The sequence below is a fragment of the Neobacillus jeddahensis genome, assembly GCF_000612625.1.
Classification (GTDB): domain Bacteria; phylum Bacillota; class Bacilli; order Bacillales; family Cytobacillaceae; genus Neobacillus; species Neobacillus jeddahensis.
This window is the reverse complement of sequence record NZ_CCAS010000018.1, coordinates 36,077-61,720: the sequence shown is the minus strand read 5'-3', so window position 1 is coordinate 61,720 and position 25,644 is coordinate 36,077. Positions and strand designations below refer to the sequence as shown.

At 37.1% G+C, this 25,644-nt stretch carries 29 protein-coding genes; 7 read left to right on the top strand and 22 right to left on the bottom strand.

What is annotated here, in order from left to right; all coding sequences use genetic code 11:
* Positions 1-11 precede the first annotated feature (11 nt).
* The 11 genes from TY15_RS10620 to TY15_RS10570 all read right to left on the bottom strand — a co-directional run bounded on the left by TY15_RS10620 (position 12) and on the right by TY15_RS10570 (position 10,186).
* On the bottom strand, positions 12-671 hold the full coding sequence (locus TY15_RS10620) for a potassium channel family protein (RefSeq protein WP_040204725.1): 660 nt from the start codon (positions 669-671) through the stop codon (positions 12-14).
* A gap of 84 nt (positions 672-755) precedes the next feature.
* Positions 756-1,667: a DUF4349 domain-containing protein gene (locus tag TY15_RS10615; protein ID WP_081799381.1), complete on the bottom strand. Its 912-nt coding sequence runs from the start codon at positions 1,665-1,667 to the stop codon at positions 756-758.
* A 290-nt stretch (positions 1,668-1,957) separates the two neighbouring features.
* Positions 1,958-2,413, bottom strand: a complete 456-nt coding sequence (locus TY15_RS10610; RefSeq protein ID WP_040204724.1) for a TlpA disulfide reductase family protein — start codon at positions 2,411-2,413, stop codon at positions 1,958-1,960.
* 66 nt (positions 2,414-2,479) lie between these two features.
* Positions 2,480-3,028 carry a peroxiredoxin gene (locus TY15_RS10605; protein WP_040204722.1) on the bottom strand — a complete coding sequence of 183 codons (549 nt, stop codon included), beginning with the start codon at positions 3,026-3,028 and terminating at the stop codon, positions 2,480-2,482.
* A 251-nt stretch (positions 3,029-3,279) separates the two neighbouring features.
* Positions 3,280-4,410, bottom strand: coding sequence for an N-acetyldiaminopimelate deacetylase (locus tag TY15_RS10600; protein ID WP_040204720.1), 1,131 nt, complete (start codon positions 4,408-4,410; stop codon positions 3,280-3,282).
* A 91-nt stretch (positions 4,411-4,501) separates the two neighbouring features.
* The gene (dapD, locus tag TY15_RS10595) at positions 4,502-5,203 is read right to left on the bottom strand and encodes a 2,3,4,5-tetrahydropyridine-2,6-dicarboxylate N-acetyltransferase (RefSeq protein WP_040204718.1); all 702 of its coding nucleotides are present in this window, start codon (positions 5,201-5,203) and stop codon (positions 4,502-4,504) included.
* A 76-nt stretch (positions 5,204-5,279) separates the two neighbouring features.
* Positions 5,280-6,167, bottom strand: coding sequence for a LysR family transcriptional regulator (locus TY15_RS10590; protein ID WP_040204717.1), 888 nt, complete (start codon positions 6,165-6,167; stop codon positions 5,280-5,282).
* A gap of 83 nt (positions 6,168-6,250) precedes the next feature.
* Positions 6,251-7,759: an MDR family MFS transporter gene (locus TY15_RS10585; protein ID WP_042374410.1), complete on the bottom strand. Its 1,509-nt coding sequence runs from the start codon at positions 7,757-7,759 to the stop codon at positions 6,251-6,253.
* Between the two features lie 59 nt (positions 7,760-7,818).
* Complete coding sequence (gene cbpB, locus TY15_RS10580; protein WP_040204716.1) at positions 7,819-8,262, bottom strand: cyclic-di-AMP-binding protein CbpB; 444 nt, start codon at positions 8,260-8,262, stop codon at positions 7,819-7,821.
* Between the two features lie 188 nt (positions 8,263-8,450).
* The gene (locus tag TY15_RS10575) at positions 8,451-8,687 is read right to left on the bottom strand and encodes a YkuJ family protein (protein ID WP_040204715.1); all 237 of its coding nucleotides are present in this window, start codon (positions 8,685-8,687) and stop codon (positions 8,451-8,453) included.
* 287 nt (positions 8,688-8,974) lie between these two features.
* Positions 8,975-10,186, bottom strand: coding sequence for an EAL domain-containing protein (locus tag TY15_RS10570; protein WP_040204714.1), 1,212 nt, complete (start codon positions 10,184-10,186; stop codon positions 8,975-8,977).
* A gap of 139 nt (positions 10,187-10,325) precedes the next feature.
* Between TY15_RS10570 and TY15_RS10565 the strand changes: the two genes are divergently transcribed.
* Together TY15_RS10565 and TY15_RS10560 are read left to right on the top strand one after the other, a co-directional pair.
* Positions 10,326-11,168, top strand: a complete 843-nt coding sequence (locus TY15_RS10565; RefSeq protein ID WP_040204712.1) for a C39 family peptidase — start codon at positions 10,326-10,328, stop codon at positions 11,166-11,168.
* Between the two features lie 155 nt (positions 11,169-11,323).
* Positions 11,324-12,199 carry a metallophosphoesterase gene (locus TY15_RS10560; protein ID WP_040204710.1) on the top strand — a complete coding sequence of 292 codons (876 nt, stop codon included), beginning with the start codon at positions 11,324-11,326 and terminating at the stop codon, positions 12,197-12,199.
* 62 nt (positions 12,200-12,261) lie between these two features.
* Here the strand turns inward: TY15_RS10560 and TY15_RS10555 are convergent, their stop codons facing one another.
* Positions 12,262-14,385 carry an EAL domain-containing protein gene (locus TY15_RS10555; protein ID WP_074432800.1) on the bottom strand — a complete coding sequence of 708 codons (2,124 nt, stop codon included), beginning with the start codon at positions 14,383-14,385 and terminating at the stop codon, positions 12,262-12,264.
* 276 nt (positions 14,386-14,661) lie between these two features.
* Between TY15_RS10555 and TY15_RS10550 the strand changes: the two genes are divergently transcribed.
* The 3 genes from TY15_RS10550 (at position 14,662) to TY15_RS10540 (ending at position 16,888) form a co-directional block, all read left to right on the top strand.
* The gene (locus TY15_RS10550) at positions 14,662-15,141 is read left to right on the top strand and encodes a YkyB family protein (protein ID WP_040204709.1); all 480 of its coding nucleotides are present in this window, start codon (positions 14,662-14,664) and stop codon (positions 15,139-15,141) included.
* A 210-nt stretch (positions 15,142-15,351) separates the two neighbouring features.
* Complete coding sequence (locus TY15_RS10545; protein ID WP_040204708.1) at positions 15,352-15,552, top strand: hypothetical protein; 201 nt, start codon at positions 15,352-15,354, stop codon at positions 15,550-15,552.
* 187 nt (positions 15,553-15,739) lie between these two features.
* Positions 15,740-16,888, top strand: coding sequence for an aminotransferase A (locus TY15_RS10540; protein ID WP_040204707.1), 1,149 nt, complete (start codon positions 15,740-15,742; stop codon positions 16,886-16,888).
* A gap of 52 nt (positions 16,889-16,940) precedes the next feature.
* Here TY15_RS10540 and TY15_RS10535 read toward each other — a convergent pair whose 3' ends face one another.
* The 9 genes from TY15_RS10535 to TY15_RS10495 form a co-directional block, all read right to left on the bottom strand.
* On the bottom strand, positions 16,941-17,120 hold the full coding sequence (locus TY15_RS10535; RefSeq protein ID WP_040204706.1) for a hypothetical protein: 180 nt from the start codon (positions 17,118-17,120) through the stop codon (positions 16,941-16,943).
* Between the two features lie 85 nt (positions 17,121-17,205).
* Positions 17,206-18,084 carry an NAD(P)-dependent oxidoreductase gene (locus tag TY15_RS10530; protein WP_040204704.1) on the bottom strand — a complete coding sequence of 293 codons (879 nt, stop codon included), beginning with the start codon at positions 18,082-18,084 and terminating at the stop codon, positions 17,206-17,208.
* A 222-nt stretch (positions 18,085-18,306) separates the two neighbouring features.
* Positions 18,307-18,780: a hypothetical protein gene (locus TY15_RS10525; RefSeq protein ID WP_392391400.1), complete on the bottom strand. Its 474-nt coding sequence runs from the start codon at positions 18,778-18,780 to the stop codon at positions 18,307-18,309.
* 76 nt (positions 18,781-18,856) lie between these two features.
* Complete coding sequence (locus tag TY15_RS10520; RefSeq protein WP_040204703.1) at positions 18,857-19,642, bottom strand: SDR family oxidoreductase; 786 nt, start codon at positions 19,640-19,642, stop codon at positions 18,857-18,859.
* Between the two features lie 116 nt (positions 19,643-19,758).
* On the bottom strand, positions 19,759-20,394 hold the full coding sequence (locus TY15_RS10515) for an FMN-dependent NADH-azoreductase (protein ID WP_040204702.1): 636 nt from the start codon (positions 20,392-20,394) through the stop codon (positions 19,759-19,761).
* Between the two features lie 108 nt (positions 20,395-20,502).
* A complete protein-coding gene (locus tag TY15_RS24230) occupies positions 20,503-20,652 on the bottom strand; it encodes a hypothetical protein (RefSeq protein ID WP_157042258.1) in 150 nt (49 codons plus the stop codon).
* A gap of 115 nt (positions 20,653-20,767) precedes the next feature.
* Positions 20,768-22,480 (bottom strand): phosphoenolpyruvate--protein phosphotransferase, encoded by a 1,713-nt coding sequence (ptsP, locus tag TY15_RS10510; RefSeq protein WP_040204701.1) that lies wholly within the window; start codon positions 22,478-22,480, stop codon positions 20,768-20,770.
* On the bottom strand, positions 22,480-22,746 hold the full coding sequence (locus TY15_RS10505) for a phosphocarrier protein HPr (RefSeq protein ID WP_040204700.1): 267 nt from the start codon (positions 22,744-22,746) through the stop codon (positions 22,480-22,482). Before TY15_RS10505 ends, ptsP begins: the two co-directional genes overlap by 1 nt.
* A gap of 1,232 nt (positions 22,747-23,978) precedes the next feature.
* Positions 23,979-24,173, bottom strand: coding sequence for a hypothetical protein (locus TY15_RS10495; protein ID WP_040204698.1), 195 nt, complete (start codon positions 24,171-24,173; stop codon positions 23,979-23,981).
* A gap of 253 nt (positions 24,174-24,426) precedes the next feature.
* On the opposite strand from TY15_RS10495, the gene TY15_RS10490 reads away from it, so the two are divergent.
* Positions 24,427-24,615, top strand: a complete 189-nt coding sequence (locus TY15_RS10490; RefSeq protein ID WP_040204697.1) for a YkvS family protein — start codon at positions 24,427-24,429, stop codon at positions 24,613-24,615.
* Between the two features lie 119 nt (positions 24,616-24,734).
* On the opposite strand, the gene TY15_RS24915 is transcribed toward TY15_RS10490, so the two are convergent.
* Positions 24,735-24,854 (bottom strand): DUF6254 family protein, encoded by a 120-nt coding sequence (locus tag TY15_RS24915; protein WP_222860760.1) that lies wholly within the window; start codon positions 24,852-24,854, stop codon positions 24,735-24,737.
* A gap of 145 nt (positions 24,855-24,999) precedes the next feature.
* On the opposite strand from TY15_RS24915, the gene TY15_RS10485 reads away from it, so the two are divergent.
* Complete coding sequence (locus TY15_RS10485; protein WP_040204696.1) at positions 25,000-25,611, top strand: CPBP family intramembrane glutamic endopeptidase; 612 nt, start codon at positions 25,000-25,002, stop codon at positions 25,609-25,611.
* The last annotated feature ends 33 nt before the right edge of the window (positions 25,612-25,644 follow it).

The following is a 25,644-nucleotide window of genomic DNA, read 5'->3' as shown; positions in this document are numbered from 1 at the left end:
TGCTTTTCTATTTACGCTAGTACTTTTTTCTTGAAGCGGTCGATGTCATTATCGTTTCCAATCACAATTAAAATATCATTGACAGCAATGGTTTCCATTGCTTGTGGTGAAACAATGATTTCTTCTCCTCGTTTTATCGCCACAATATTTAAACCATACTTTTTGCGAAAATCTAAATCAATAATAGAATGACCGCTAAGTTTCCCATTTGCCACTATTTCAACAATACTATGTTCTGCAGATAACTCAAGATAGTCGAGGACATTACTTGAAGCCATATTATTTGCAATCCGCTTCCCCATATCTCTCTCAGGATGTACCACATGATCTGCACCAATTTTCCGGAGAACTTTTTCATGATAATCATTTTGTGCTTTCGCTGTTACACGTCCAACGCCTAATTCCTTAAGAATAAGGGTCGTTAATATACTTGCCTGAATATCATCACCAATCGCGACAATCACATGGTCAAAATTACGAATTCCTAAACTTTTCAAGACACTCTCATCCGTTGTATCACCCACTACAGCATGTGAGGCGATCATCGCATACTCATTTACCCGTTCTTCATTTACATCGATTCCCAGCACTTCCATTCCTTCATCAGTTAATGTACGGCAAATACTGCCACCAAACCGACCAAGTCCTATTACAGCAAAACTCTTCTTCATTACTAACTCCTCCGCTAAATCAATGTTTATATGGTTACATTCTAGCATCATTTACTACTTTTATATATAGGGAGTTAGCTCCAGCTAATCTGGGCGTGGTCCGCTTTTGCGTTTCTTATAAAGAATATAGCCACCAACAGCCAAAATAACGAATAAAATGAGAATCGGTAAGTTCCCGATCATAAACACTACTAAACCAGATAGGGCTGCCAATAACAGGTTAATGCTCTTCATAAATTGTTTTTTTGTTTTCTCCCATGTATTTAGTTTGTCTTGATCAATGTTCGGGACGATCACTTTATTTTCATATAGAGTAATGGCTACTGTTGAAAAGGATGTCTGGTTCTCAAGGAACTTCATTTTACCTTCAATAACCTCCATTTCCTCTTGAACGGCCGCTAAGTCTGTGGATATTTTTAATAAGTCCTCCGTTTTCGTTGCCCCGTTCATGAAGGACAGCAGCCGATCTTCAACTGCCTTTTTTGATTTTAATCTTGAATCAAGATCAACATATTCCTCGGTCACATCCTGCCCGGTAATATTCCTTTGTAATACCTCTGCTGCTTGACCTTCAGCATCGTGTAAAAATTCCTGAAAATGTTTTTGCGGTATTCTGATAGTTAAACTTCCACTAACCTGCTCTTTCCCCTCTTTTGTGACGTTGGATGCTGCAATGTAGCCACCATATTTCTCCGCTTTATCCTCCAAACTTAGGACTGTCTGTTCATACTTTTTAACACGTAATTGCAAGTCAGCCTGGTAGATCACCATCTGATTAGGTACTTTAATACTAGACGTATCTGGTTGATTGTTTATAGCCTTTTCTCCTGAGTTTAGTAATGTTTGTTCTCCACTCCCTGACTCGGATGATTTTATTGAGGCATTACTGTCCGCGCTCATCTTTGCACTATCAGATTTACTGTCCGAACTGCAACCAGCTAGACTACAAAACAGCAACGAAATAAAAATAAGAAATCCCCTTTTTAGCTTGATCAATTGGTCAACCCCTCACCTTTAGTTGGTAGAAAGACATTATTACTAATACGGACGAGAAATTTGATACAAGGTTACAAAGAGTTGCCGAATAAAAATATAGCGGGCTTTGGAGTATCTTTAGTTGATTATTGCCTTTTCTCAATAAGAAAAGCGCAAGGCGCCCGCCTATCGGCTTGTGACCTCGAGCCGATGGCGCCTGGAGCTGGACAATTCTCAAAGTCAAAATTTATACTTTATCTTATAAAAAAAACTGTTCGTTAATCGTAACGAACAGCTTTTTTGGTGTAGCCTTATTCTGTTTTTTCCAATTCATCCAAAACGCGGTTGACACGCTTTTCAAGCATTTTCATACCACTGCCTCCAGCTTGAAAGTGGCGAAGCTTGCCATCACGATCAAATACATAGTATGCAGGAACATATTGATTTTCAAAGAGTTCCGTTAATTTATGCTCACTATCTATAAAAATCGGTTGGGTAATCCCGTGTTCCACAGCAACTCGTTTAATTTCTTCTATATTCAAATCGTTTTCTGAACGTGGCATATGAACAGCAATGACATTAAGTTTATCCTTAAAATCATCACGAAATTGATTTACTTGCGGCATTGCTTCTTTACATAGATGGCAGCTAATCGACCAAAAATGAATTAAGGTTGGTTTGTCACCAATTAATTCTTCCCTCGTTACTTGTCCATTTAACCATTCAGCTGCCCCGATTAATTCAGGCATTTGTTCACGTAATTTCATATTGACCCCCCTATTTTAAAATAGACCTAACACTTATGAGGGTTAGGTCTATCCGGTTTAATTAAATTAAGCGTTTAATGTAGCTTGTCCCGGCTTCCAGTTCGCCGGGCAAAGGCCACCAGTTTGTAAGGCTTGAAGCACACGTAATGTTTCATCCACATCGCGGCCAATATTGTTGTGGTTCACTACAGAATACATCATTTCACCTTCAGGACTGATGATGAATAGACCACGAAGCGCAATCCCTTCTTCTTCAATTAACACGCCATAGTCACGTGCTACAACATGGTTTGTGTCTGCAGCTAAAGGATAGTTTAACTGGCCAAGACCGTTTTCTTTACGGTCTGTGTGAATCCATGCAAGATGGGTATGGATCGTGTCTGTTGATGCACCAATCACAACGGCATCAAGATCATCGAATTCCTCAAAACGATCAGAAACAGCTGTAATTTCAGTTGGACATACAAATGTAAAATCCATTGGATAGAAGAACAGTACTGTCCATTTGTCATTTTTCATGTTCTCTTCTAGGCTTACTTTTCCAAATTCTTTGTTTGGCATTACAGCTTCCATTTCAAAGCGTGGGGCCTGCTTGCCTACCATACGTTCTGGCATTAGAATCCCTCCAAATAAAATAATGAACTGAATATATAACAATTCTCATTTGCTATCATTTTGAAAACGCATATGGGAACAGAACTAATTTCGCGTAAATATTAATTTATAATTGATGTATATAATAGTAAGTAAAATTCCCCTTAATCAGGTTTACCAATTCTTTATGAGATTAAACGACATTAAGTAACAATATTCAGGTTCACTTTATCACGACAAATTGAATGAACCAAACTTCACGACTTGTTCCATTAAAGTGTTAAAGCATTTCCTTTACATGCAATATAACTTGTCATTACCTTTACAGCGACATCAATTGCTTTTTCATTAGGATTTAATTTGGCATGGTGTAAGCCAAAGGGGGATTCAACCCCTAGCCAAAACATGAACCCAGGGATTTCTTTGAGCATATAACCGAAGTCTTCTCCTGTCATTGCTTCCCTGCATTCTATTACCGTAACATCTGTCTCATTCTTTATATAATGCATAAATTCTTGTGTAATAGACTCTGTGTTATATACCTGGTGGTACATCGCACCATAATCTATCGTAGCTTCACATTCAAAGCCTGCCTCAATGCCTTTTACTAGAGCTTCAATGCGTTTTTTTACCTTTTTCATTGATTCTGGAGATAAAGTCCGTATAGTTCCCTCTAGTCTTGCCTTTTCGGCGATAATATTTTGAACCGTCCCTCCTGTTATTTTCCCAATAGTAATAACAGCACTATCTAAGGGGTCCACATTCCTAGAAATAATCGTTTGTAGTTGACTAACAAGTGTACAAGCTGCTACTACCATATCATTTGTTTCATGGGGTCTGGCAGCATGTCCGCCTTTACCTTTTAGCTCAATAAACAATTCAGACGTATTAGCAAATAAAAGACCTTCCTTCACCGCGATAGTTCCAACAGGATACTCAGGTGCAATATGGAGGGCAAAAATCAAATCCGGCATCCATCCCTGCATTTCTTCGGATTGTAACATTGGTTCTGCTCCTCCTGGACCTTCCTCAGCAGGTTGAAACACAAACAAAAGATCGTCATTAATTGGATTTTCGATAAAATATGTCAAAACGCCGAGCGCAATCGTCATATGGAAATCATGGCCGCAGGCGTGCATTCTTGCTTCATGTGTCGACGAAAAGGGTAATTCTGTTTCTTCATTAATTGGTAAACCATCAATGTCTGTTCTATAACCGATTATTTTGGTTGGATTTATCCCCTGCACCTTTACAAAAAGCCCTGTCTTCCACTTCTTGATAGAAATGCGTTTCTGAGGCAATGATTTTATGTAAGCTAACAAATAGGTTTGTGTTTTAAACTCTTGGAAGCCAAGTTCAGGAATTTGATGAAGATCGCGACGGATTTTCATTAATGGATTCATTTAAAGGACCTCTCTTCCCTATAAAAGAAGCGTGGAAGAGTTCCACGCTTACACTCGTTTTCTAGCCGGAGGCGGGCGCCTTCCGCCCTTCTTATAATTGACGAAGTTCTTGCATTATTTCTGTTTTTGATTTTGTTTTTTCATCAATATCTTTGATTTTCTTTGCAGGTGTTCCTGCCACAACAGTAAAAGGAGGTACGTCCTTTGTTACAACGGCACCAGCAGCAACAACGGAGCCTGTCCCAACGGTTACCCCTTCAAGGACAACGGCGTTGGCACCAATGAGTACATCATCTTCGATTACAACAGGCTTTGCAGAAGGCGGTTCAATTACCCCAGCTAGGACCGTACCCGCACCAATGTGACAATTTTTCCCGACAGTTGCTCTTCCACCAAGAACAACCCCCATATCAATCATAGTTTTTTCGCCGATTACAGCCCCAATATTAATGACGGCACCCATCATAATAACAGCATTATCACCAATTTCTACTTGGTCACGAATAATCACCCCTGGTTCAATTCGCGCATTAATATGTTTCGTATCTAATAATGGAATGGCAGAATTGCGACGATCGTTTTCAACAACAAAGTCCTCAATTTTTGCTGAATTTGCTTCCAAAGCAGTATTTATTTCGGACCATTCACCAAACACAATACCTGTATTTCCATTGATGAACGTTTTTGATTCGCTGCCAAAATCGATTCCCTCTAGATTACCTTTCAAATACACCTTTACAGGTGTTGATTTTTTACTATTTGCAATAAAAGCGATGATTTCATTTGCATTCATTTTAAAACTTGCCCCCTATTTGGTTTACTAGAAAATACTTTAACAAACAAAAGCGCTGAAAACAAGCGAAACACCTTTATTCTTCAGAAGATTCAGCGATGTGATCCTTGATTAAGTCAACAAAAGCCTGGACTTGCTTTAATTGGAAGGCCGACTCGTATCCTAACAGCCACGTATCTCGTTTTAACGGCTGATTGTTTTCCCCAATCAAGGGAATCTTAAAAATGTCAGGTCCTGCTTTTTGTAAGGTAATCGATGGCAAAATGGCATAACCGATTCCATTAAAAGCCATTTGCTTACATGTTTCAATTTGGTCTACTACAACCGTTCTTTTTGGGGATGTCTTATAATTCCTCATCCACCAATCTTGGATCTCTTGGTAATAATTAGAATCACTTTTAAATTGAATGAACGGGCGTTCCGTCTCTAATACTTGTTCTGGCTTCGTTAGTTCTCGATCAACTAAATAAAGCGGGTCATGAAAGAGATGGACTTTCACCCCTTTCCAATCTGGAGTTCCACGGATGATCCCGATATGAACCTGATCGTCATACAAGCATTTTAAGATCTCACTGCTCCAGCCTGTTACCAATGAAATCCTCACTTGAGGATATTTATCAATGAACTTCTTTAATACTTGTGGAAGCCAATTTTGACCTACTATAGAAGCAACAGCAATCTTTAATGTTCCAGAAACTCCTGACTGAAGGGAATGAATCGTTTCCCGAACTTTTTCCTGTTTTAATAAAACGTCATTCACAAATTGAATCACATGCTCCCCAGCAGGGGTTAGCGATAGTCCCTTTTGAGAGCGAATAAATAATTTCGTTTCCCACTCTTTTTCAATGGTTTGTAACCGTTGTGAAAGGGCGGGTTGAGAGACAAATAGCCGCTCAGAGGCTTTGCGCATATTCATTTCCTGTGCTAAAACAGATAATAATTGAAATTCTGATATGGAGGTCAAAGGCAATCCCTCTTTATTTTTATTTTCATGTTACATGGTTCATCTATTTTCAACGGTCCATTCAGATTATTAAATCATTTGCATTAAACAGAGCGTTTAGTCTTTTTTGGAATCAATAATAATAACAAACTTATACATGCGAAGGTGAGAACGACATAATAAACAGTATGCAAAGAACTTGTCAGTCCATCCTGGAGAATATCACGAGTAGATTCCACCAGCTTTTCTCGATCACTTGCATTTAAGAGAAGATTTGCATCATCAACGGTTAACGACTTATCACGTTGACTTAAATAATGAGTAATACGGTTATTAAGAATCCCCCCCAACAATGCAGCACCAATGGTATTACCTAGGTTTCTCATAAACATATTTGTTGCTGTTGCAATTCCTCTTTGCTGCCAGGCGACTGAGCTCTGAATCGAGACAATAAAAGCAGTCGAGGTTAGTCCCATACCCACGCCAACAAAAAAGGAACCAGCAGCTGCCAAGAACGGACCAGCAGCCGCAGACATGTTGACGAATGCGATACTTCCAATGATTAAAAAAACTCCCCCAATAATAGAGGTTTTCCGATATCCCATTGTCACTAACATTCGTCCAGAAAGTGTCGAGGCAATTGGCCAACCAATCGACATTGCAGCAAGCGTGAATCCTGCAATAATTGGTGGTTTCTCCATAACTCCTTGTACAAAGGTAGGTAAAAAGCTCGATATTCCGATCAATATGATGCCAGATGTTAACGAGGTAATATTTGCAATAGAAATCGATCGTTCTTTCCAAATTGAAAATGGCATAACTGGTTCGGAAGCTCTTCCTTCTTGAAAAATAAATGCAATCAAACCAAGAACAGCAAAAATAATTAAACTGATCACTTGCCAAGAGGCCCATGACCAGCGGCTACCTCCTTCTACAAGGACGAACATAAATGCAGATATAGTGATGGTTAATAGAAGAGCACCATAGTAGTCTATTGAATGTTTTTTCTTAGAAACATCCTCATGTAAAAATAGCCATAGGCCGACCAATGCAAGAATCCCTAAAGGAATGTTAATCCAGAAAACGTAATGCCAACTGACATACTGGACCAGTAAGCCACCGACTGCAGGACCTGTTATCGCTGATATTCCCCACACACTAGAAAGATACCCCTGAATTTTTGCCCTTTCTTCAGTTGTGTAAATATCACCTACAATGGTCGTGGCAATGGGGGTTACTGCCCCTGCTCCAAAACCTTGAATTAAACGAAATATGATAAGGGTTTTCATCGATGTCGCAAACCCACAAAGAATAGAGCCAAATAAGAAGATGATGATACCAAGGGTAAGAATAGGTTTTCGACCAAACAAATCAGATAATTTCCCATAAATAAGGACGGTAACAGCATTCATTAAAAGGTACGCGGAAAAAACCCAGCTATAAAGGCGAAATCCACCCAAATCTGCAACAATGGCTGGCATTGCCGTGGAAACAATGGTTGCTTCAATCGCCCCCATAAACATCGCTAACATAACAGACACTAATACAAGTGATTTTTTGGTTATTTTTCTTTGTGGGCCATTCATTTTGGCTTGATCACTCTCTATTCTCATTCCTACACCTCAAATCAAAAAAAAATATAGCTCCCATTTGGGAGCATTATGTATCCAGATTATTTTTTGAATCCCTTTACTGCTTTGTTTAAATGATTCAATACCGTACTTCTTGGTAAAATCCCTTCAAAAAACCCATCCTCATTTTCGATACAAAGGAATGGATGATTAACGAGTAAATCTAAAGAATCAATAATGGATGCAGAAAGTTTCACTCTCGGAATGGAGCTTTTCATTACTTCTTCTACCCGTTTGTTTTCAAGTGATTCAAATTCAATTCGTTCAAGCCCAAGTATCGAATCCATTATAATCGGGGTACTGATTAATCCATGCAGCTTATAATGTGGGTCTAGGACTGGTATGGCCGTATATCCACTCTTCGTTAGTACCAATAGTGCATGTTCGAGATTGTTTCCAATTTGGACATGGGCAACCCTCTCAGATGGTATCATTAATTGTTTAATGGTTAACTCTAAAAATTCCCCACTGGGAAGACTGATCATCGCCGAAAACTCCTCAATGTTTGTTTTTCTACAGACTTATTCTATCATAGTTTTCGAGTGACTCGTTAATTTAAACCGTTTTCCACAGAAAATCCACAAGTTTCCCTCCCCTTTTTGACATAAAGAAAACTCGCCGATTGGCGAGTATTATGATCGAAGACACTAAAAAAAGGAACCCCTAGAGGTCCCTATTGTATCAAGTCAAAAATTTCAATTGTGATCATATCAATATTATCGAATTGATATCTTTTTGGCTTTTCCTTCTCGTTATATATTTCCAATTCAAATGTTTCTGTTTTTGGATGGAATGTTACCTGACATTTTCTTTCACCATTTACCTCGAAATAGCGTTGTGCAGGCTCACCACTATTAGATTGTTCCTGAAGGTTTTTTAACCTTGTTAATATTCCTTGAAGCTGTGACATACGCTCATCCTCCTTTCAAACACAAAACAAACTGTCTACAGTTATGTTTCTCAGTTGGCATTTTTCTATCCTGATCGATTTTTTTCAAAATTTTACAGTCCATTTTTTTATGCCAATATTAAAAGAATAAAATAATAGACACGATTTGTCCAAGTAAAATTAAAATAAATGTTAATTTTTTTTATTAATACTAAAATAGGCCTCAATGAGACCTATTTTAAAAAGGTAATTTTTATGAACAGAATAATAAACAGGAGCAAAGCAAAAAAGATTCTACTGGTGCATCCTTACAGTAATTGGTCATGTTCAAATAGGTATTGATAGGCTATATCAATAAACAAATATTCATTTCCATTCATTGGGAATGAATATGTTCGTATGGTTTCACCGGTTTCAATATCACAATATAAATCCGATAATCTTCCCCTTTGATCATGACGCATTTTAATGATATTTTCCAAAAAATACGGGCGCCAGCTCCAATTTTTATTTATATAATCAGATTGTATATTCCAACCATTTTCTCCTTTGAAGATATTCGCAGATTTTTGAAATCCATCTTCATCACAAACATACATTCTAAAGGCGATTTTATCCATTTCTTTAATTAATGATTCAAAAAGCGTTTCATAACCTACCTTTTTATTTCTAACCACTATTTCCTGAACCGTTGCTTGAAAATATTCTGCTGTTGTTAAAACAGCTTCTAATTTTTTCTTTTCATAAGTAATAAAATCGTGAAATTTTTCTTTTAGGCGGAAATTTAATAAATCCCGATCAATAAATTCAGCAGCTGGAGAATGTAAATAAAAGCCTTGATAGTAATGTCCACCATTTTTCCAGGCAAACTGAAGTTGATAACTCATTTCAATATTCTCAAACAATAGTGTTGCCCCTATTTTCCTTGCCAAAAGGGACAGGGAAAATAAGACGTCATTAAAATTCAGTCCGGTTGCTGTTGATTTTAATGCTTGCAGATTAATCTTAATAATATCCGGTTCAAGTTCCCCTATTCGTTCAAAATAATGACTTTCACTACCAATGCTGGCAATGGCAATTTTAATCCCATACGTTCGATAGTATTGTATGAGGTGATCAAATTGGTCTAAATCTCCTTGATAGTTCCGATCAGAAATTTCAAGGACAATTCGCTTTAAACTAAGCCCTCCTCTTTCAAATGTTAAAAGCTCCTGTAAAAAAGGCTCCCCATGTCCATACATTAATAGGTCCGCATTTCGGTTTAAAAATACCAGGACATCTTCATCAAGGTCCATCGCCCGCTCTAGTGCTTTCTTAACCAACAATACATCCACTTCATACTTATATTCATCAGGAATTTGATCATCATGAAAAAAGGGTCCTAAGCTGATGACATCCCCATCTGATTGGTATCTCCCAAGCACTTCATAGGCGATGACACGCTGCTCATCAGCACTAAATATCGGTTGAAAATATGGAAAAACATTTTCTAGATCCGATAGGATTTCCAATGCATCCATCCAGGTTCCTCCAAAATTTTATTTTTCACTATACCATACGCTTCTTGACCGCCACTCGTTCTTTTCCAAAAGGATACCATTATAGTCGAATTGAAACAATCATATCCTATATCCATGCACCCAAGAAGGAGGGTATGTTTTGAAAATTCTTTATTTATTTGTTTCCATCCTACCATTGCTCGGATGTAGTCAACTTCATGCTGACTCAAATAAAAGTGAAAAGCAAGTAATTAAGACTTCGCTGACAGAAGGGACGAAGATCAACGATCCATCGCCCATTCACATAAAAAGAAAGTCCTATTCAATAGAAGATCTGGATCAGCAAATGACAAAAGTTGAAAATTCCGATATCAAGAGCAAGGAAGTAGTCATTCCTCCAAAAAAGGAATCGACAATGCTAAATGTGGTCCTTATCAAACAAAATCCGGAACTTAGATATGGATGTGAAGTAACTAGTCTTGCAATGATGCTACAATACGCAGGTGTTCAAACCGATAAAATGGACCTGTTCCAGTTGATTAAAAAGGATACTGATCCCCTCGTTAAATCACCAAGAGGAGATATTTTACGCTGGGGAAATCCTGCTGATGGTTTTGTGGGTGATATGACAGGAAGGAAAGCTGGTTATGCGGTGTTTGATTTACCAATGATTTCCTTGATTAATCAGAAGCTTCCAGGAAGAGCTGTAAACTTAACAAATCTTCCGTTTGATCGTCTTTTAGAACATGTTTCTGCTGGTTATCCAGTAGTAGTCTGGACCACGGGTGATTATCGCCTCCCAGATCGGTGGGAAGGGTGGTATCATGGAAATCAGTACATCAAAACTCCACTGGATTTACATGCTGTCGTCTTGGTAGGCTATGATACAAACTTTGTTTACCTAAATGATCCGTTGTCAGGAAGGAAGCAGGTACGAGTAGGAAAAGAACAATTTATTTCGTCATGGAAAGCCTTGCAATCTCGAGCTGTTAGTTATAAGTAAAAGCAGTCATCTGACTGCTTTTTTTAGAATCTTTTTTATTTTTTTGAATAAACACTTAATAGTAGCTTTTTTACTTGCAATAAAGGTAAATTTTAAAGAAAATACAAATGGACCATCATTTTGTTGAAGACAAATAGAAGATAGGTTGATAAAAAATGACTAGCAAACAAACGAGGAGAACGTTTCTAAAACGTATATTCGGTTCATTTCTTACCGTTCTCGGGTTGAGTTCGGGGGGCTATCTGTATGCCCATCGAATTGAGCCCTCACTACTCGATATTCAAGAACTGCAAATCAAACATCCCTTAATTCCAAAAGGCTTTGATGGCATAAAAATCATCCAATTTAGCGATACCCATCTTGGTTTTCAATATAATCTAAGCCAATTCCAAAAATTAGTAAACAAAATAAACAATCTTCGGCCTGACATTATTTTATTTACGGGCGATTTAATGGATGAGCCCAATAAATTTACCGAATTGAATAAATTAGTCCCCATTTTAGATAGATTATATGCCCCACTAGGGAAATACTGCATTTTCGGAAACCATGATCATGGTGGATATGGGTCAGAAATTTATCGAAATATGATGGAGACAACTAATTTTAAAGTCCTGTTGAATGAATCTACACCTATTTATGCCAAAGATGGCAGCAGTATTTATTTCCTAGGTATTGATGATGCCATGCTAGGACATCCCGATTTGCCGTTAGCCCTTAAAAATGTACCCCATAACCGTTTTAATCTGCTATTATCCCATGCCCCTGATCTTGCAGATACTGCAGCTCAATATCCCATTCATTGGCAAATCAGTGGGCATAGCCATGGTGGACAAGTTAAATTACCATTTTTCGGAGCACTCGTTATTCCTCCTTTCGCCCATAAGTATCCAGAAGGGCTGTATACGATTGGAGCGCAGAACCAGTTAACACTTTATGTCAACAGAGGAATAGGGACTACTCGACTTCCGTTTCGATTTATGACAAAACCTGAGTTGACCATCTTCAAATTGCAATCAGATAAAGGATAAATAAGAAAGACGCTGTCTAAAAAGTCTGTTTTCTACTTTTGGACAGCACCTATACTTCTGTTTTAATTGGATTTTTTATTAAGATTTCTTTCTAAGTATTCCTGCTCAAGCTGTTCAACTGGTATGGGTCTTGAATAATAGTATCCCTGAATTTTATGGCAGCCAGCCTTGGTGAGGAACTCTACTTGTTGTATATTTTCCACACCTTCTGCGATCACTTCTAATCCAAGACTTCTTCCCAAATGAATGATCGTCGATGTAATCGCTGCATCTTTTTTATCTATTAGAATATCCCGGATAAAGGATTGATCAATCTTTAAAACATCGATTGGAAATTGCTTTATATAATTTAATGATGAGTATCCTGTCCCAAAATCGTCTACAGATATAGAAATACCTATTTCCTTCACTTTCCTTAAAATAGGAATAGTTTCTATCGTATCACTCATCGTCCCTTCCGTGATTTCAATTTCCAATGAGGATGCCTGAATTTTATATTTTTCAATCATGGTCTGAATAAACGGTACAAGATTGGGATGTTGGAATTGCAAAGGAGAGATATTTATAGCCACAACAAGGTCGTTATATCCTTTTTCATTCCATACACGGATTTGTTGACAAGCTTTTTCTATTACCCAATATCCAATCGAGATAATTAACCCTGTATCCTCGGCTAGCGGAATAAAAACGGCAGGAGAAATGGCCCCTAAGTCCCGATCATTCCAACGAAGTAGTGCTTCATAGCTTTTCGCCTCGCCAGTGGTCACATCTATTTGTGGCTGATAAAATAAAGACAGTTCATTCTTATCAATGGCTTTTCTTAAGTGTGTCTCCAATGTCACGACATTGGAAAAGACTGCATTCATATCTGTCCGATAAAATTGAAAATGCCCTTTGCCTCTTTCCTTTACACGAAAAAGTGCCTCATCAGCATTCTTTATCAACATATCAGCGTCTTTCCCATCATATGGGTACATACTGATCCCGATACTTGGTGAAATAAAATATTCTTGTGAATTGAAATAAAACGATTGTGAGAAGGCCAAAAACACCTTTTTTACAAAATTGCTTGTTGTTTTTCGATCAGATGTAATGAGTAATATATTGAACTCATCCCCACCTAAACGATAAATAAAGCATTGTTCATTTTGAAATTGCCATAAACGCTCTGCCACTCTTTTTAATATTTCGTCCCCTGCCAAATGTCCTAGTGTATCGTTTAAATATTTAAAGCGGTCCAAATCAATCGAGATCAAAGCGAACTCCTGCTTTTTTGGGGAAGGAGAATCAATATGTTGATTTAAATGTTCAAGCAATGCACGTCTATTGAAAAGACCTGTTAATTGATCATGAAAAGCCATAAAGTTAATCATTTCCATATTTTTCGACTGCTCCGATAAATCCTTACAGATCACATAGAGTCCATTAATATTTCCATTAATCAAGATTGGGACAGTTTTTAAATGAACGATTAACAAATGTCCTTTTGAATGAATTAATTTACAATCCAATGATTCTTGAGCGTAACCTGAACATGTTTTCTCTAAAAGTGTTTTAAAGTTTTCTAAATCATGATCATTGATTACATCATAAATGGACCGATTGACCAACTGTTTTTCAGAGCATCCGATTAGAGTAGCAGCAGCTGGATTAGCTTCTACTATTTTCCCCTCCGGACTAATCATCATAATCGCATCCATATTATTCTCAATAATGGAGTGGTATCTTTGTTCACTTTCAATAATTTTATTTTTCTCGAGCGACCATTCTGTCACATCCCTCGTCACTGCTACGACATAACTGATTGAATTTTTCTCATTAAATATGGGAGTTAAAATGGTTTCACCATATATTTTTTTTCCATCTTTAAAATAGAAATGATCATCAAATATTAAAATTTCCTTTTTCTTTAAAATTTTCCCATACTTTTGTTGGAGCGACTTTGCAAATTCAGCAGGAAGAACTTCTTGAAGTGTTTTTCCAATTGATTCAGCCCTAAGATTCGCCTTTTTCATTCCTGATTCATTAATAAATAAATAACGAAAATGAGGACCTTTTTCTACTTTCATTACAAAAACCAGATCCTGGATATGTTGAAAAATAATATCAAAAATGATTTTCTGTATTTTCCCACTGACCTTGCTAGATTCCAATTCATTCGAAAATATATTATTTAAATGATCCATTAAATCATCCTTCAGTCTTCATTCTTGATTCACAATAATACTTTTACATTCTAGTATTTCTATTTTACAATTAAATTAACTGAAAGAAACTAATTTATAGAAAGTAATGATTATTTCACAAAAATTTTATATACTATTTTGAAATGGCTCAGCTTTTATTCATAAATTCCTTTGACTAAAATGATGTAAGAGAAGAAAAAGTATAAAGTTTATTCCTATTTTCATCAAGAAAAGGTATAATATAGTTGGTCTAACCAAATGAAAGGAGAACAAATTTTGAATCACGATCAGAAAAATTCCCCAACAAATCTTAGTCTAACCATAGATAACCTCGCACAAGCTGTCTTTATCGTGAATCGCCATGCAAAAACAGCAACAAACCCCAAATTTTTGTACAAATTAAAACAGGAGTCCTTAAAAAAATTGATTGACGAAGGTAAAGCCAGAAAGATTGGGCTTCATTTTTCCAGTAATCCGCGAAATAGTCAACAGCAATCGGATGTACTTGTTGAGTGTGGAAGATACACATTTCATATTCCCCCATCAAAATCAGACTTTCATGTTCTCCCTCATCTTGGAAAACTAGATGAAAGCATAAGAAATCCAAAAGCAGTACTATCACTTAAATTAGCAAAATCATTGTTGCAGTCTTATACAGGAATATCTGAACACGAATATCCATCTTCTAATCCTCGAAAAAATCAAAGAACCTATCAGAAACCGATTTTCAAGAAATTAGGCGAACGCTACAATTAATAAGTAGACAAAAGTCAGGAGAACCTTCCTGACTTTTTTCCTTCCACAAACAATCAATCCATTTTAATTGAAGTCTTATTTTTGCAACATCTTCTTGAGAATTCTGTGAACAACAGCACATAGGGATAGACTCTCTTTTAAATCAGAAATACAATACATGCATAAGGATTACTAATTCAAAGAACAAACTTTAAAAGAGGTGCTTTACTGATGAAAGGAACTGCCATTCTTTATCAAGAGCAGAATATTATGTTTATTGAAAATGTTGAACATTCCTTTTACGAAAGAATCAGGGAACAATGCGGTTGCGAACAATGTAGCTGCAAGCTCGATGAAAAGATCGTGGAATTAGGCTCTGTTTCACCTGTCTTCTGGCACGAAGATGAAATTGATTGGGATTACGGATACTAATAATTACTCTTTCATTTGATATATACCCCCATTCCCCTAAAAAACGGTTTTGAGTTAACTCAAACCGTTTTTTATTTGGCAAACAAAATACCATAAATAATCATCCAAAGTAGCAACTAGTAACAGAAATAGTCTATAATCATAATATTCAATCGTCATATTAATCCTTAGGAAAGGATGTGCCCTATTGGAGCATTTAATAAATCAACAAGTAAAAAATATTGAAATCTCTGGGATTAGAAAATTTTCTAATCTGGTAGCTCAAATGGATGACCTGATTTCTTTTACGATTGGACAACCCGATTTCCCTACCCCAGAACATGTTAAATTTGCTGGTATCGAGGCAATTAAAAATAACATGACTACCTATACACACAATGCAGGCACGATTGAATTACGAAAAGCAGCATGTCATTTTGTTGAACAAAAATATGACTTGAACTACAGCCCTGAATCTGAAGTGATTGTCACAATGGGGGCGAGTGAAGCGATTGATATTGCTTTTCGAACGATATTAAATGAAGATTCGGAAGTCCTATTACCAGGACCCATTTATCCTGGCTATGAACCGATTATCCGAATGATGGGGGCAAACCCGATCCATATCGATATTCGTGAAAATCACTTTCGGTTTACATTAGAGATGATAAAACCACATATCACGGACAAAACTCGCTGTATTGTCCTACCATATCCATCAAATCCAACGGGAGTAAGTCTTACATATAATGAACTGAGGGAAATTGCTGACTTTTTAAAGGGGAAAGATATTTTTATTCTTGCTGATGAAATATATAGTGAACTTACTTTTGAATATAAACATACTTCCATTGCAAGTTTCCTAAAAGAACAAACCATCGTCATCAATGGACTATCCAAATCACACTCGATGACAGGCTGGAGAATTGGCTTTTTATTCGCGCCAGAAAACATCCTCAAGCACATTTTGAAGGTTCACCAATATAATGTTTCATGTGCTAATTCCATTGCCCAAGAAGCTGCCCTAGAGGCCTTAACAAACGGTATAGATGATGCACATGTGATGAAAAAAGAATATGCTAAGAGAAGGGATTATGTGTATTCACGATTAACCTCAATGGGGTTGGATGTAGTGAAGCCCGATGGAGCCTTTTACTTTTTTGTCAAAATCCCCGACACTTTTGATATGAATAGTTTTGACTTCGCACTTACGCTTGTACAAGAAACAAAGGTTGCAGTTGTTCCGGGCAGTGCATTTTCGCAATATGGAGAAAATTACTTTCGATTATCATTTGCTTGTTCGATGGAAAAATTAGAACATGGTCTTGATCGAATGGCACAATTTTTAGCAAAATAACATTCATTGAAAGAGAAGCCCTCATTAAAGTGAGGGCTTCTCTTTATGAAGACTATTGTCCTTTATACTTTCCATTATTTTTAGGAGCCTTTTCTTTTTTAGCTTTGTCTTTATGAATCTGATTGGCGGCAGCAGAACCCATTTCATGGGCAAATTCTTCATTTAATACTGCAGAATCAAATCCCTTTTTGTTTTTTTGTTTTGCATCATTCTTTTTTGTCCGTTTCGCCATAAAAATTCCTCCCAACAAGATTTTCTATCATAGTTTCTTGAAGTCAGAATGAATTTATGCTTACCAGATTGTGGTGATAAGAAAACTAGTTTTTCCAATATTTATAAAGTGCCTGTGTACCGCTATTTTCTTCTCCCATTTCTACTAACTGTTCATATAATGACTTTGCTAATGCCAAACCTGGCACAGCCATTTCCATTTGCTCAGCTTCGTCTAGTGCAATTTTCATATCCTTAATAAAATGCTTTATGTAAAAACCTGGTTCAAAATTCCCGCTCAACATTCTTGGAGCTAGATTAGTTAATGACCAACTGCCAGCCGCACCAGTCGTAATACTTTTCAAAATATTTTCAGGGTTTAATCCTGCTTTTTCAGCATAAATAATCGCCTCACAAACACCGATCATATTAGAGGCTATCGCAATCTGATTCGACATTTTCGTATGCTGTCCTGCACCTGGCTTTCCTTGGTAAACGATATTTGTCCCTAGACATTCGAATAACGGTAGAACTTCCTCAAAGGCTTCCTTTTCACCACCTACCATAATCGATAGTTTTGCCTCCTTAGCTCCCACATCGCCGCCTGAAACTGGGGCATCGATGGCATGAATCCCCTTCTTTTTTGCCTCTTCATATATTTTAACCGCAAGAGATGGCGCGGAGGTTGTCATATCAATAAAATAGCTCCCAGGTCTCCCATTTTCAAGCAGACCATCTTTTCCGAAAAAGATTTCTTCTACATCCTTTGGATAACCAACCATGGTAAAAATAACATTAGCTATTTCCGCTACATCTTTGGGTGTACTTGCCCATTGGGCACCACGCTCTACTAATTCAGAAGCTTTTTCCTTTGTTCTCGAATAAACGACCATTTTGAACCCTGCTTTTAATAAATGTGCAGCCATGCTTTTGCCCATTACACCTGTCCCAATAAAACCAATCACAGTATTATCTGAAGTTAGCAAAATACTCCATCCCCTCATTCTTTTTTCATTATATTTTACCATTTATAACAGTTGGATTGGTAATTTGACAAAAGAAAAACGCAAGCCTCTAGTGCGAAGTTACATTTTATGTCTTCCTACATACAGAAAATAAGACCAGACGTCCAGCCGTCCGGTCTCAGAGCTCCATCTCCAAATTTATGCACATACTAATGTTGCCCATACCACTAAAAAATAAACATCCTATAACTCTGAAGAAAAATTTGTTAAATATGTTCGACCAAATACTTCCTCATCATTAAATACTTCTATCGACACAGCTTGATCCCTCTCAATCATGTTCTTAAGCTCTTGAATATGTAAATCCTTCTGTAAGGGAAGCGGATCCATAAAAATATATTTTTCACTTTTTCCTTTTACTTCTAAATAATCACCATCTCGAACTTGATCCTCACCATAAACAATTTCCCTCTTTCCGACGGCTGCAGCTAACTTATCATCGTGAATGGTGACCTTTACCTTATATAGTTGGTGGGCTTCTAAAATTTCATTATTAATACGAAATCGAAATTGAAGCTCGTTATTTTTTGTCAGCAAAGCATCCGCATAGCGATTTACAATTAACTCATTTGAAAATAACAATCCACAGCCATTTAAGAAAACTATCCCGAGAACAAAGAAAAGTACCATACTCCATTTTTTGGTCAATTTTAACACCCCTTATGCATTTTACCTTCGCCAAAACTCTTTGGTAATAAACGTCAAGAAAGGGTAATTCGGGAATAATTTTCTATCAGATTGCTTTAATCATGCCTCCATCTACAAGGAAGGCACTACCTGTCATATAGGAATTAGCTTCTGAGAGTAAAAATGTAGCCACTTTTGCAAATTCTTCTGGAGTACCATACCGCTTTAACGGGATTCCTGCTTTGACTTGTGATTCAACAGATTCGCGTGCTACTCCTAACTTGTCGGCATTTACTTGATCCAAATGCTTGACACGGTCAGTGGCAATCCTACCTGGTGCGATCGTATTAACAAGAATATTAAATGGAGCCAATTCAGATGCCAGTGTTTTCGAGAGTCCAATAATGCCTGTCCGAAATGTATTGGATAGAATTAAACCAGGAATCGGCTCCTTTATTGAGGAAGAGGCAATATTCACTATTTTTCCTCCCTGCATCTTTAAATAGGGTAATGACTCCCGTATCAACCGGACATATGATAATAAATTCAGGTCAAATGAGGCTTGCCAGTCTTCGTCCGTTAACTCTTCAAAGGCCCCTGCTCTTGGCCCTCCAGCATTATTTACAAGCAGTTGGATTCCACCAAAGGTTTCAGCCGTAACAGCGACTAGCTGTTGAATGTCAGTTGCCTTAGTCAAGTCAGCTCTTTGATAGGCAACCTTCCCCATTCCAATCGATTCAAGTGCACTAGCCTTCTGTTTCAACTTCTCATCGTCACGGCCAGAAATCATCACGTTTGCGCCCTCTCTCACAAGACTTTCCGCGATCGCATAGCCTAACCCTTGACTTGAAGCAGCAATCAGAGCTGTCTTTCCCAATAAGTTTAATTCCATTTTCTACTCATCCTCCCTCAATATATATATGTTTATTATACATGAATAGGGGCCATAACCGATTGCATACAAACAGAAAAATGAGACAGATTTCTCCGCCTCATTCCGTGTTACCATTAAAATGTATGGGCAAGATCCTTAGCCCGTGCAATCGCATTCTCCTTTATTTCTGCTGCTTTTTCAGGCATAGCATTGTGACCTTCAACAAATAAGCCCTCAAGAGTTGGTACCCCAAAAAAACTCATCATTACACTGATATATCGGTGTCCCATTTCCATTTGTGCTGCTGGGCCTTCTGAATAAATCCCACCGCGTGCCTGAATATGCAAGGCTTTTTTATCTGTTAAGAGTCCAACCGGTCCCTGTTCTGTGTATTTAAAGGATTTGCCGGCAACTGCAACTGAATCAAGATAGGCTTTCATAATCGGTGGGAATGAAAAGTTCCATAAAGGCGTAACAAAAACATATTTATCTGCTCCAATGAACTGTTCACTTAATTCATTTAAGCGCACAACCTTGTCCTTTTCATCAGCAGACAAGTTTTCCATATTCTGACCTGAACGAAGTTTCCCCCAGCCACTAAAAACATCCGCATCAATATGAGGAATATTTTCTTTATACAAGTCTAAATGGACAATCTCATCATTGGGATTCACCTGTTTATATTGATCAATAAACGCTTTGGCAACAGCCATACTATATGACTGTGTTTCATTATGAGGGTGGGCTGTAATATACAATACTTCCGCCATGAACATTCACCTTTCTTATTGAGATATAGGACATTTTAGTATAAGTCAAAAAGAAGAAAACTAATCAAAAATGGATTTATGTGATGAAAAAATCACATTCATTCCTTTTTATTCATTTTGTCCTGGAGAATATAGATTTCTGCCGATATTGATTCTCATTTCATCTGTCATTTCGAATGTCTCATAGCTTAATGCCTCATTTGTTGGTAGCTTTATTTGGCCACTTCCATCAAAATGCATTGGTTTTTGCTCCATCAATTCCTTCACCTCCACCTAACTACACCTTATCTTGTGCATTTTTCCGTTTACTTACTTGTGTAAAATCGAAAAAGACCGACTGTTCACAGTCGGCCTTTTAGAGAAAACTATTCTATTACATTGTTGCAGCGTTTACTGCGGCAATAACCTGATCGGTTGTTTGCATATTTAAAACCTCTGAGGCAAGCTTTTCCATATCAGCTTTTTTCAAATTCTTAATTTGAGAACGAGCTTTTAGGATAGAAGTAGCACTCATCGAAAATTCGTCTAAACCAAGACCTAAAAGAACTGGAATCGCCGTTTCGTCACCAGCCATCTCTCCACACATGCCTGTCCATTTGCCTTCTGCATGTGATGCATCAATGACCATTTTAACAAGTCTTAAGATGGATGGGCTATATGGCTGATACAAATAGGATACACGTTGGTTCATACGGTCTGCAGCCATCGTATATTGAATAAGGTCATTTGTACCAATACTAAAGAAATCAACTTCTTTGGCAAATTGATCGGCAAGAATAGCAGTTGACGGAATTTCTACCATAATTCCTAATTGAATCTGATCTGCCACTTTTTGTCCTTCTGAAAGAAGTTTTTGCTTTTCTTCCTCAAGAATTGCTTTAGCTGCACGGAACTCATCTAGCGTAGCAATCATTGGGAACATGATCTTCAAGTTGCCATAAATGCTTGCACGTAAAAGGGCACGAAGCTGTGTACGGAAGATGCCTTGCTCTTCTAAACATAAGCGAATAGCTCTGAAGCCTAAGAATGGATTCATTTCTTTTGGTAAATCCAAGTATGGGAGCTCTTTATCGCCACCAATATCTAAAGTACGAACAACAACGGGCTTACCAGACATTCCTTCTAGAACAGCCTTATATGATTCAAATTGTTCATCCTCTGTTGGAAGCTGATCTCTTCCCATGTATAGGAACTCAGTTCTATAAAGACCAACACCTTCGCCGCCATTTTCAACAACCCCTTTTAAATCCTTTGGAGTCCCAATGTTAGCAGCTAATTCAACATGGTGATTATCAGCTGATAAAGTCTTTTCATTAACGAGCTTAGCCCATTCAGCCTTTTGTTTCTCATAGTCTTCATGGACTTTGCGGTACTCACTTACAAGTTCAGGCGTTGGATTGATATGTACCTCGCCTTTTAGTCCGTCAACGATAACTAAATCACCATTGTTGATATCATTAGTTGCTGATTTTGTTCCAACAACTGCAGGTATTTCCATAGAACGAGCCATAATAGCTGAATGCGAGGTTCGTCCACCAATATTCGTAGTGAACCCTTTAACAAATTGACGATTTAATTGTGCGGTATCAGATGGAGTTAAATCCTCAGCAATAATAATGACTTCTTCTGCAATCATGCTTGGGTTTACAAGTTGAACTCCTAATAAATGAGCTAGCACTCGCTTTGTTACATCGCGAATATCAGCTGCACGCTCTTTCATATAGTCATTGTCCATTTGTTCAAACATCATAACAAACATGTCTGCTGTTTCTTTCAAAGCAAATTCTGCATTAATTTTCTCAGACTGAATTTTATCTTCAATTGGTGCATTTAATTCTGGGTCACTGAGTACGAGAAGATGTGCTTCAAAGATTGCTGCCTTGTCTGCGCCTAGATCAACTTTTGCTCGATCACGAATCGCTTCTAGTTCTGACTTTGACTTCTCCATTGCTTGACGAAAACGAGCAACTTCTGCAGCGGCATCATCGATTGTCGCTTTCTCAAAAGATAAATTTGGTTCAACAAGACGGTATGCCTTCGCGATTGCAATACCATTTGATGCTGCAATCCCCTGTAAAAAAGTCATTATTCTGCCAAACCTTCTTTTTTCAATGTTTCTTCTAATGCATTTAATGCATCATCAGCATCGTTGCCAGCTGCTGCAATCTTAATATCAGCTCCTTGACCTACTCCTAAAGACATAACACCCATGATCGATTTTAAATTAACTGTTTTACCTTTATATTCTAAAGTAATTTCAGAATCAAATCTGCTAGCTGTTTGTACTAATAATGTTGCTGGTCTTGCATGAATACCTGTTTCTGCGATTACTTTAAATTGCTTTTCTGCCATGCTAAATCAAACTCCTTTAATATATATAGTAAAAAATAAACTTGCTTTATTAAAAATAAACATTTCTCTTCATTTAGTCAACTAAATCAGTAATCGACTAAAGAACAACCTTCTTTACCTATGTCTTATTGAGTAGGTAAAAGAGATGAAATTTATTTCATTTCCGCTTATTGTTCCAAAACAGAAAACAAAAATGCATGCATTTTCATCTTTTTGAAGATGTTTATTTTTGATACAACTGATAGAATAGCATTTTCAACTCATTCAAACAACTATTAAACTCACATTATTCAATCGTTCACAAAAATTTCATTAATGGAAACCTTTACAAATCAAATCACCTTATTCATCAAAAACAACACATATGGGATCTTTCTCTAGGTATCCTTTAACATCCATGGTCTGAGCGAACTGCCTTTTCACCATTATTCATTAACATACAGCAGCAAGTCCCATATATTTTCTTTGCCATACCCCTTTCAAAACAAGCCTGCCCAAATAATTCAGACTGTGGAATCGCTCCCCGCTCTTTAACCTTCCGTGTGTTTTTGTATGCAAATGAATTCCGGATTTCTTTTAATAGCTTTTTCAAATGAGGAAGTTCTTCATTAAATATTCTTCTATTATAGCAGGCAAATCGCCATAGCAACCTTTATTATATATTCCAATTGAAACATCAGAAACTGTTAATCCCACCCTAAGCGATCAAACGGTAAATCGCAGACCGAAATAAATTGCAAAGCACATAAACTTCACAATCCAAAGGTTTAGAGAGGCAAATATCTCTAAGCCTTTAGTACAAGTTTATTTGATTTAATGCTAAAGCGAGTTTGATAAATAAGCGGAGAAATTCCCTTATTTGGGAATGCCACTGAAAATCCGCTTAAACAGACGGAAAAATTCCGACTATTTATCGATACATTACTACTGCTTTTTTGAAAATGCTAACACCTTATGACCTAGGACACAGGATTTTTCTGACAATAGTTTACACTGAATCCATTCCAGTAAAGGGCTTAAAAGAGCGCCTGTCCACATTACCAGATGGGAGTCTTGTTCCGGTTTCCGTTTATGTAGAGTTACTTGGTCCAGAAAGAACGAGAGACTATGTTCCTTCTGATAGCTTTAACCGGATCAATTGGATAGCAAGTGCCAGAAAACAAAAATTTTCTTAAAACTTAACACACAAGGAATAACCCTCAAATTGCTGGATTCTCCTTGTGTACAGATATTTAACTTCTTGGTTCCTTTAGATATTGATATAATACATCACCACCACGCTGACCAATGCCGCGGAAATGCTTGAAATCTTTTCGTTTCACTAAAACCTTCCGGAATTCCATAAAATCCTCATTTTTAACATAATACTCAGAAAGCTCACCAGACATTAACCGATTCAATATGTCTGATACCATTTCTTCAGTCATAAAATTTGCACCACCTTTATTCAATATTTATTTTATCCTATCCTCCAACGACAAAGTCAAGTTTTCACAATTAGCATATCCTAATCTTGAAAGCGCCTTCTAATCTACTACACCAACTTTCTCATAAACTATAAGTATTCATGAATAATTAACATAATTGTCAAACAAAAGTCTTTACGAAAGGAGGAAAGTAGTGCAAACTGTTATTTAACTGGATTTTAATTATGGGTGTTAAGGTAAAGGAGAGAGACTAATGAAAATAGCAGAAGTAGGAAATATCATAGAATTCCGTGGTGGTTTGCAAGGAATTGTTGAAAAGGTAAATGAAAATTCTGTAATAGTCGACCTAACATATATGGATAATTACCGTGATTTAGAATTAGATCAACGTACAGTTGTTAATCACAAAAATTATAAGGTAGTAAAAGAAAGCGCTTATTAATTGACAAGTGCAAACACTATTAAGTAAAAATACATGATATTTAGAATGTCTAGATATACTGGTTCATTGTCTAAAGAAAAGGCAGTCATTGGCTGCCTTTTTTGCTTGGAGAAGGGTCCTTATTGTCCTTTGCCGGTTTCCTTCGATATCTGCTTTAACGATTTTATTTTGCCGTGAGGATTTTGATCTTGCTTCCTTACGGTCCATTCTCTTTCTTGTTCACTTTTAGATTTACTCATCCTGATCACTCCTTTCTAGTGTATTTTTTTCTTTAATAGTAGTTCTTATGATAGGAATTGGATAAAATGTTTAATGAAATCATTTCCTTTTAAAAAAATTATTTGCTAAAATGAATTTTATTGATTTATAAAGGAGCTTGACCTGATGAAAAAACGCTTCCTAGATTTCCGCCTAATATTCGGATTCATAATTGCGCATGCCCTTATTTACTTTTCCTTCCATGATAAGACAATATTTTGGTATATTTTTTCTGGATCACTGCTTGTGTTAATTGCTTATGCCATGTTCCAAGGCGATGTTGACGATGAGGTTTCCTTTATTCACTATATTTTCCTTGGCGTTCTGAGTGGATTCTTGTTATATTTCCTATTTTGGATAGGAGTACATGCGCTCGAGACTCTTCCTTTTTCTTTTGATAAAGCCATTAAGAAGCTTTATCGCTGGTACGCACCGCACGCCTTTTGGCATTTTATTGCGTTAATTTTAGTTGCAGCACCTGGGGAAGAACTCTTCTGGCGAGGATTTATGCAAAAAAAATTATTACAGTATTTGAAACCAATATGGGCTATATTACTTGGAGCAGCATTATATGCCTCTGTCCATATTTACGCAGATTCCTTTTTGTTAGTCTTGGCTGCCTTTATTTCAGGGGCTATCTGGGGAAGCTTATATTTTTGGAAAAAAAGTATGCCGCTTGTGATCGTTTCACACATCATCTTTGATATCATGATTTTTATTATTCTGCCATTGAACTAAGCTTGGCCCAATTAGAAAGCAGCTGCTCCCTAG

Excerpts from the sequence above, each read along its gene's own strand:
- TY15_RS10570 (WP_040204714.1), bottom strand. The coding sequence starts at position 10,186 with ATGGATGCATTGGAAATCCTATCGGATCTAGAAAATGTTTTTCCATAT.
- TY15_RS24915 (WP_222860760.1), bottom strand. The coding sequence starts at position 24,854 with ATGAGTAAATCTAAAAGTGAACAAGAAAGAGAATGGACCGTAAGGAAG.
- TY15_RS10620 (WP_040204725.1), bottom strand. The coding sequence starts at position 671 with ATGAAGAAGAGTTTTGCTGTAATAGGACTTGGTCGGTTTGGTGGCAGT.
- TY15_RS10555 (WP_074432800.1), bottom strand. The coding sequence starts at position 14,385 with ATGGATCATTTAAATAATATATTTTCGAATGAATTGGAATCTAGCAAG.
- TY15_RS10520 (WP_040204703.1), bottom strand. The coding sequence starts at position 19,642 with ATGGAATTAAACTTATTGGGAAAGACAGCTCTGATTGCTGCTTCAAGT.
- TY15_RS10585 (WP_042374410.1), bottom strand. The coding sequence starts at position 7,759 with ATGAGAATAGAGAGTGATCAAGCCAAAATGAATGGCCCACAAAGAAAA.
- TY15_RS10605 (WP_040204722.1), bottom strand. The coding sequence starts at position 3,028 with ATGCCAGAACGTATGGTAGGCAAGCAGGCCCCACGCTTTGAAATGGAA.
- dapD (WP_040204718.1), bottom strand. The coding sequence starts at position 5,203 with ATGAATGCAAATGAAATCATCGCTTTTATTGCAAATAGTAAAAAATCA.
- TY15_RS10515 (WP_040204702.1), bottom strand. The coding sequence starts at position 20,394 with ATGGCGGAAGTATTGTATATTACAGCCCACCCTCATAATGAAACACAG.
- cbpB (WP_040204716.1), bottom strand. The coding sequence starts at position 8,262 with ATGATCAGTCTTCCCAGTGGGGAATTTTTAGAGTTAACCATTAAACAA.
- TY15_RS10610 (WP_040204724.1), bottom strand. The coding sequence starts at position 2,413 with ATGAAATTACGTGAACAAATGCCTGAATTAATCGGGGCAGCTGAATGG.
- TY15_RS10535 (WP_040204706.1), bottom strand. The coding sequence starts at position 17,120 with ATGGCGAAACGGACAAAAAAGAATGATGCAAAACAAAAAAACAAAAAG.
- TY15_RS10495 (WP_040204698.1), bottom strand. The coding sequence starts at position 24,173 with ATGACTGAAGAAATGGTATCAGACATATTGAATCGGTTAATGTCTGGT.
- TY15_RS10560 (WP_040204710.1), top strand. The coding sequence starts at position 11,324 with ATGACTAGCAAACAAACGAGGAGAACGTTTCTAAAACGTATATTCGGT.
- TY15_RS10485 (WP_040204696.1), top strand. The coding sequence starts at position 25,000 with ATGAAAAAACGCTTCCTAGATTTCCGCCTAATATTCGGATTCATAATT.
- TY15_RS10490 (WP_040204697.1), top strand. The coding sequence starts at position 24,427 with ATGAAAATAGCAGAAGTAGGAAATATCATAGAATTCCGTGGTGGTTTG.
- ptsP (WP_040204701.1), bottom strand. The coding sequence starts at position 22,480 with ATGACTTTTTTACAGGGGATTGCAGCATCAAATGGTATTGCAATCGCG.
- TY15_RS10575 (WP_040204715.1), bottom strand. The coding sequence starts at position 8,687 with ATGTCACAGCTTCAAGGAATATTAACAAGGTTAAAAAACCTTCAGGAA.
- TY15_RS10545 (WP_040204708.1), top strand. The coding sequence starts at position 15,352 with ATGAAAGGAACTGCCATTCTTTATCAAGAGCAGAATATTATGTTTATT.
- TY15_RS10600 (WP_040204720.1), bottom strand. The coding sequence starts at position 4,410 with ATGAATCCATTAATGAAAATCCGTCGCGATCTTCATCAAATTCCTGAA.
- TY15_RS10505 (WP_040204700.1), bottom strand. The coding sequence starts at position 22,746 with ATGGCAGAAAAGCAATTTAAAGTAATCGCAGAAACAGGTATTCATGCA.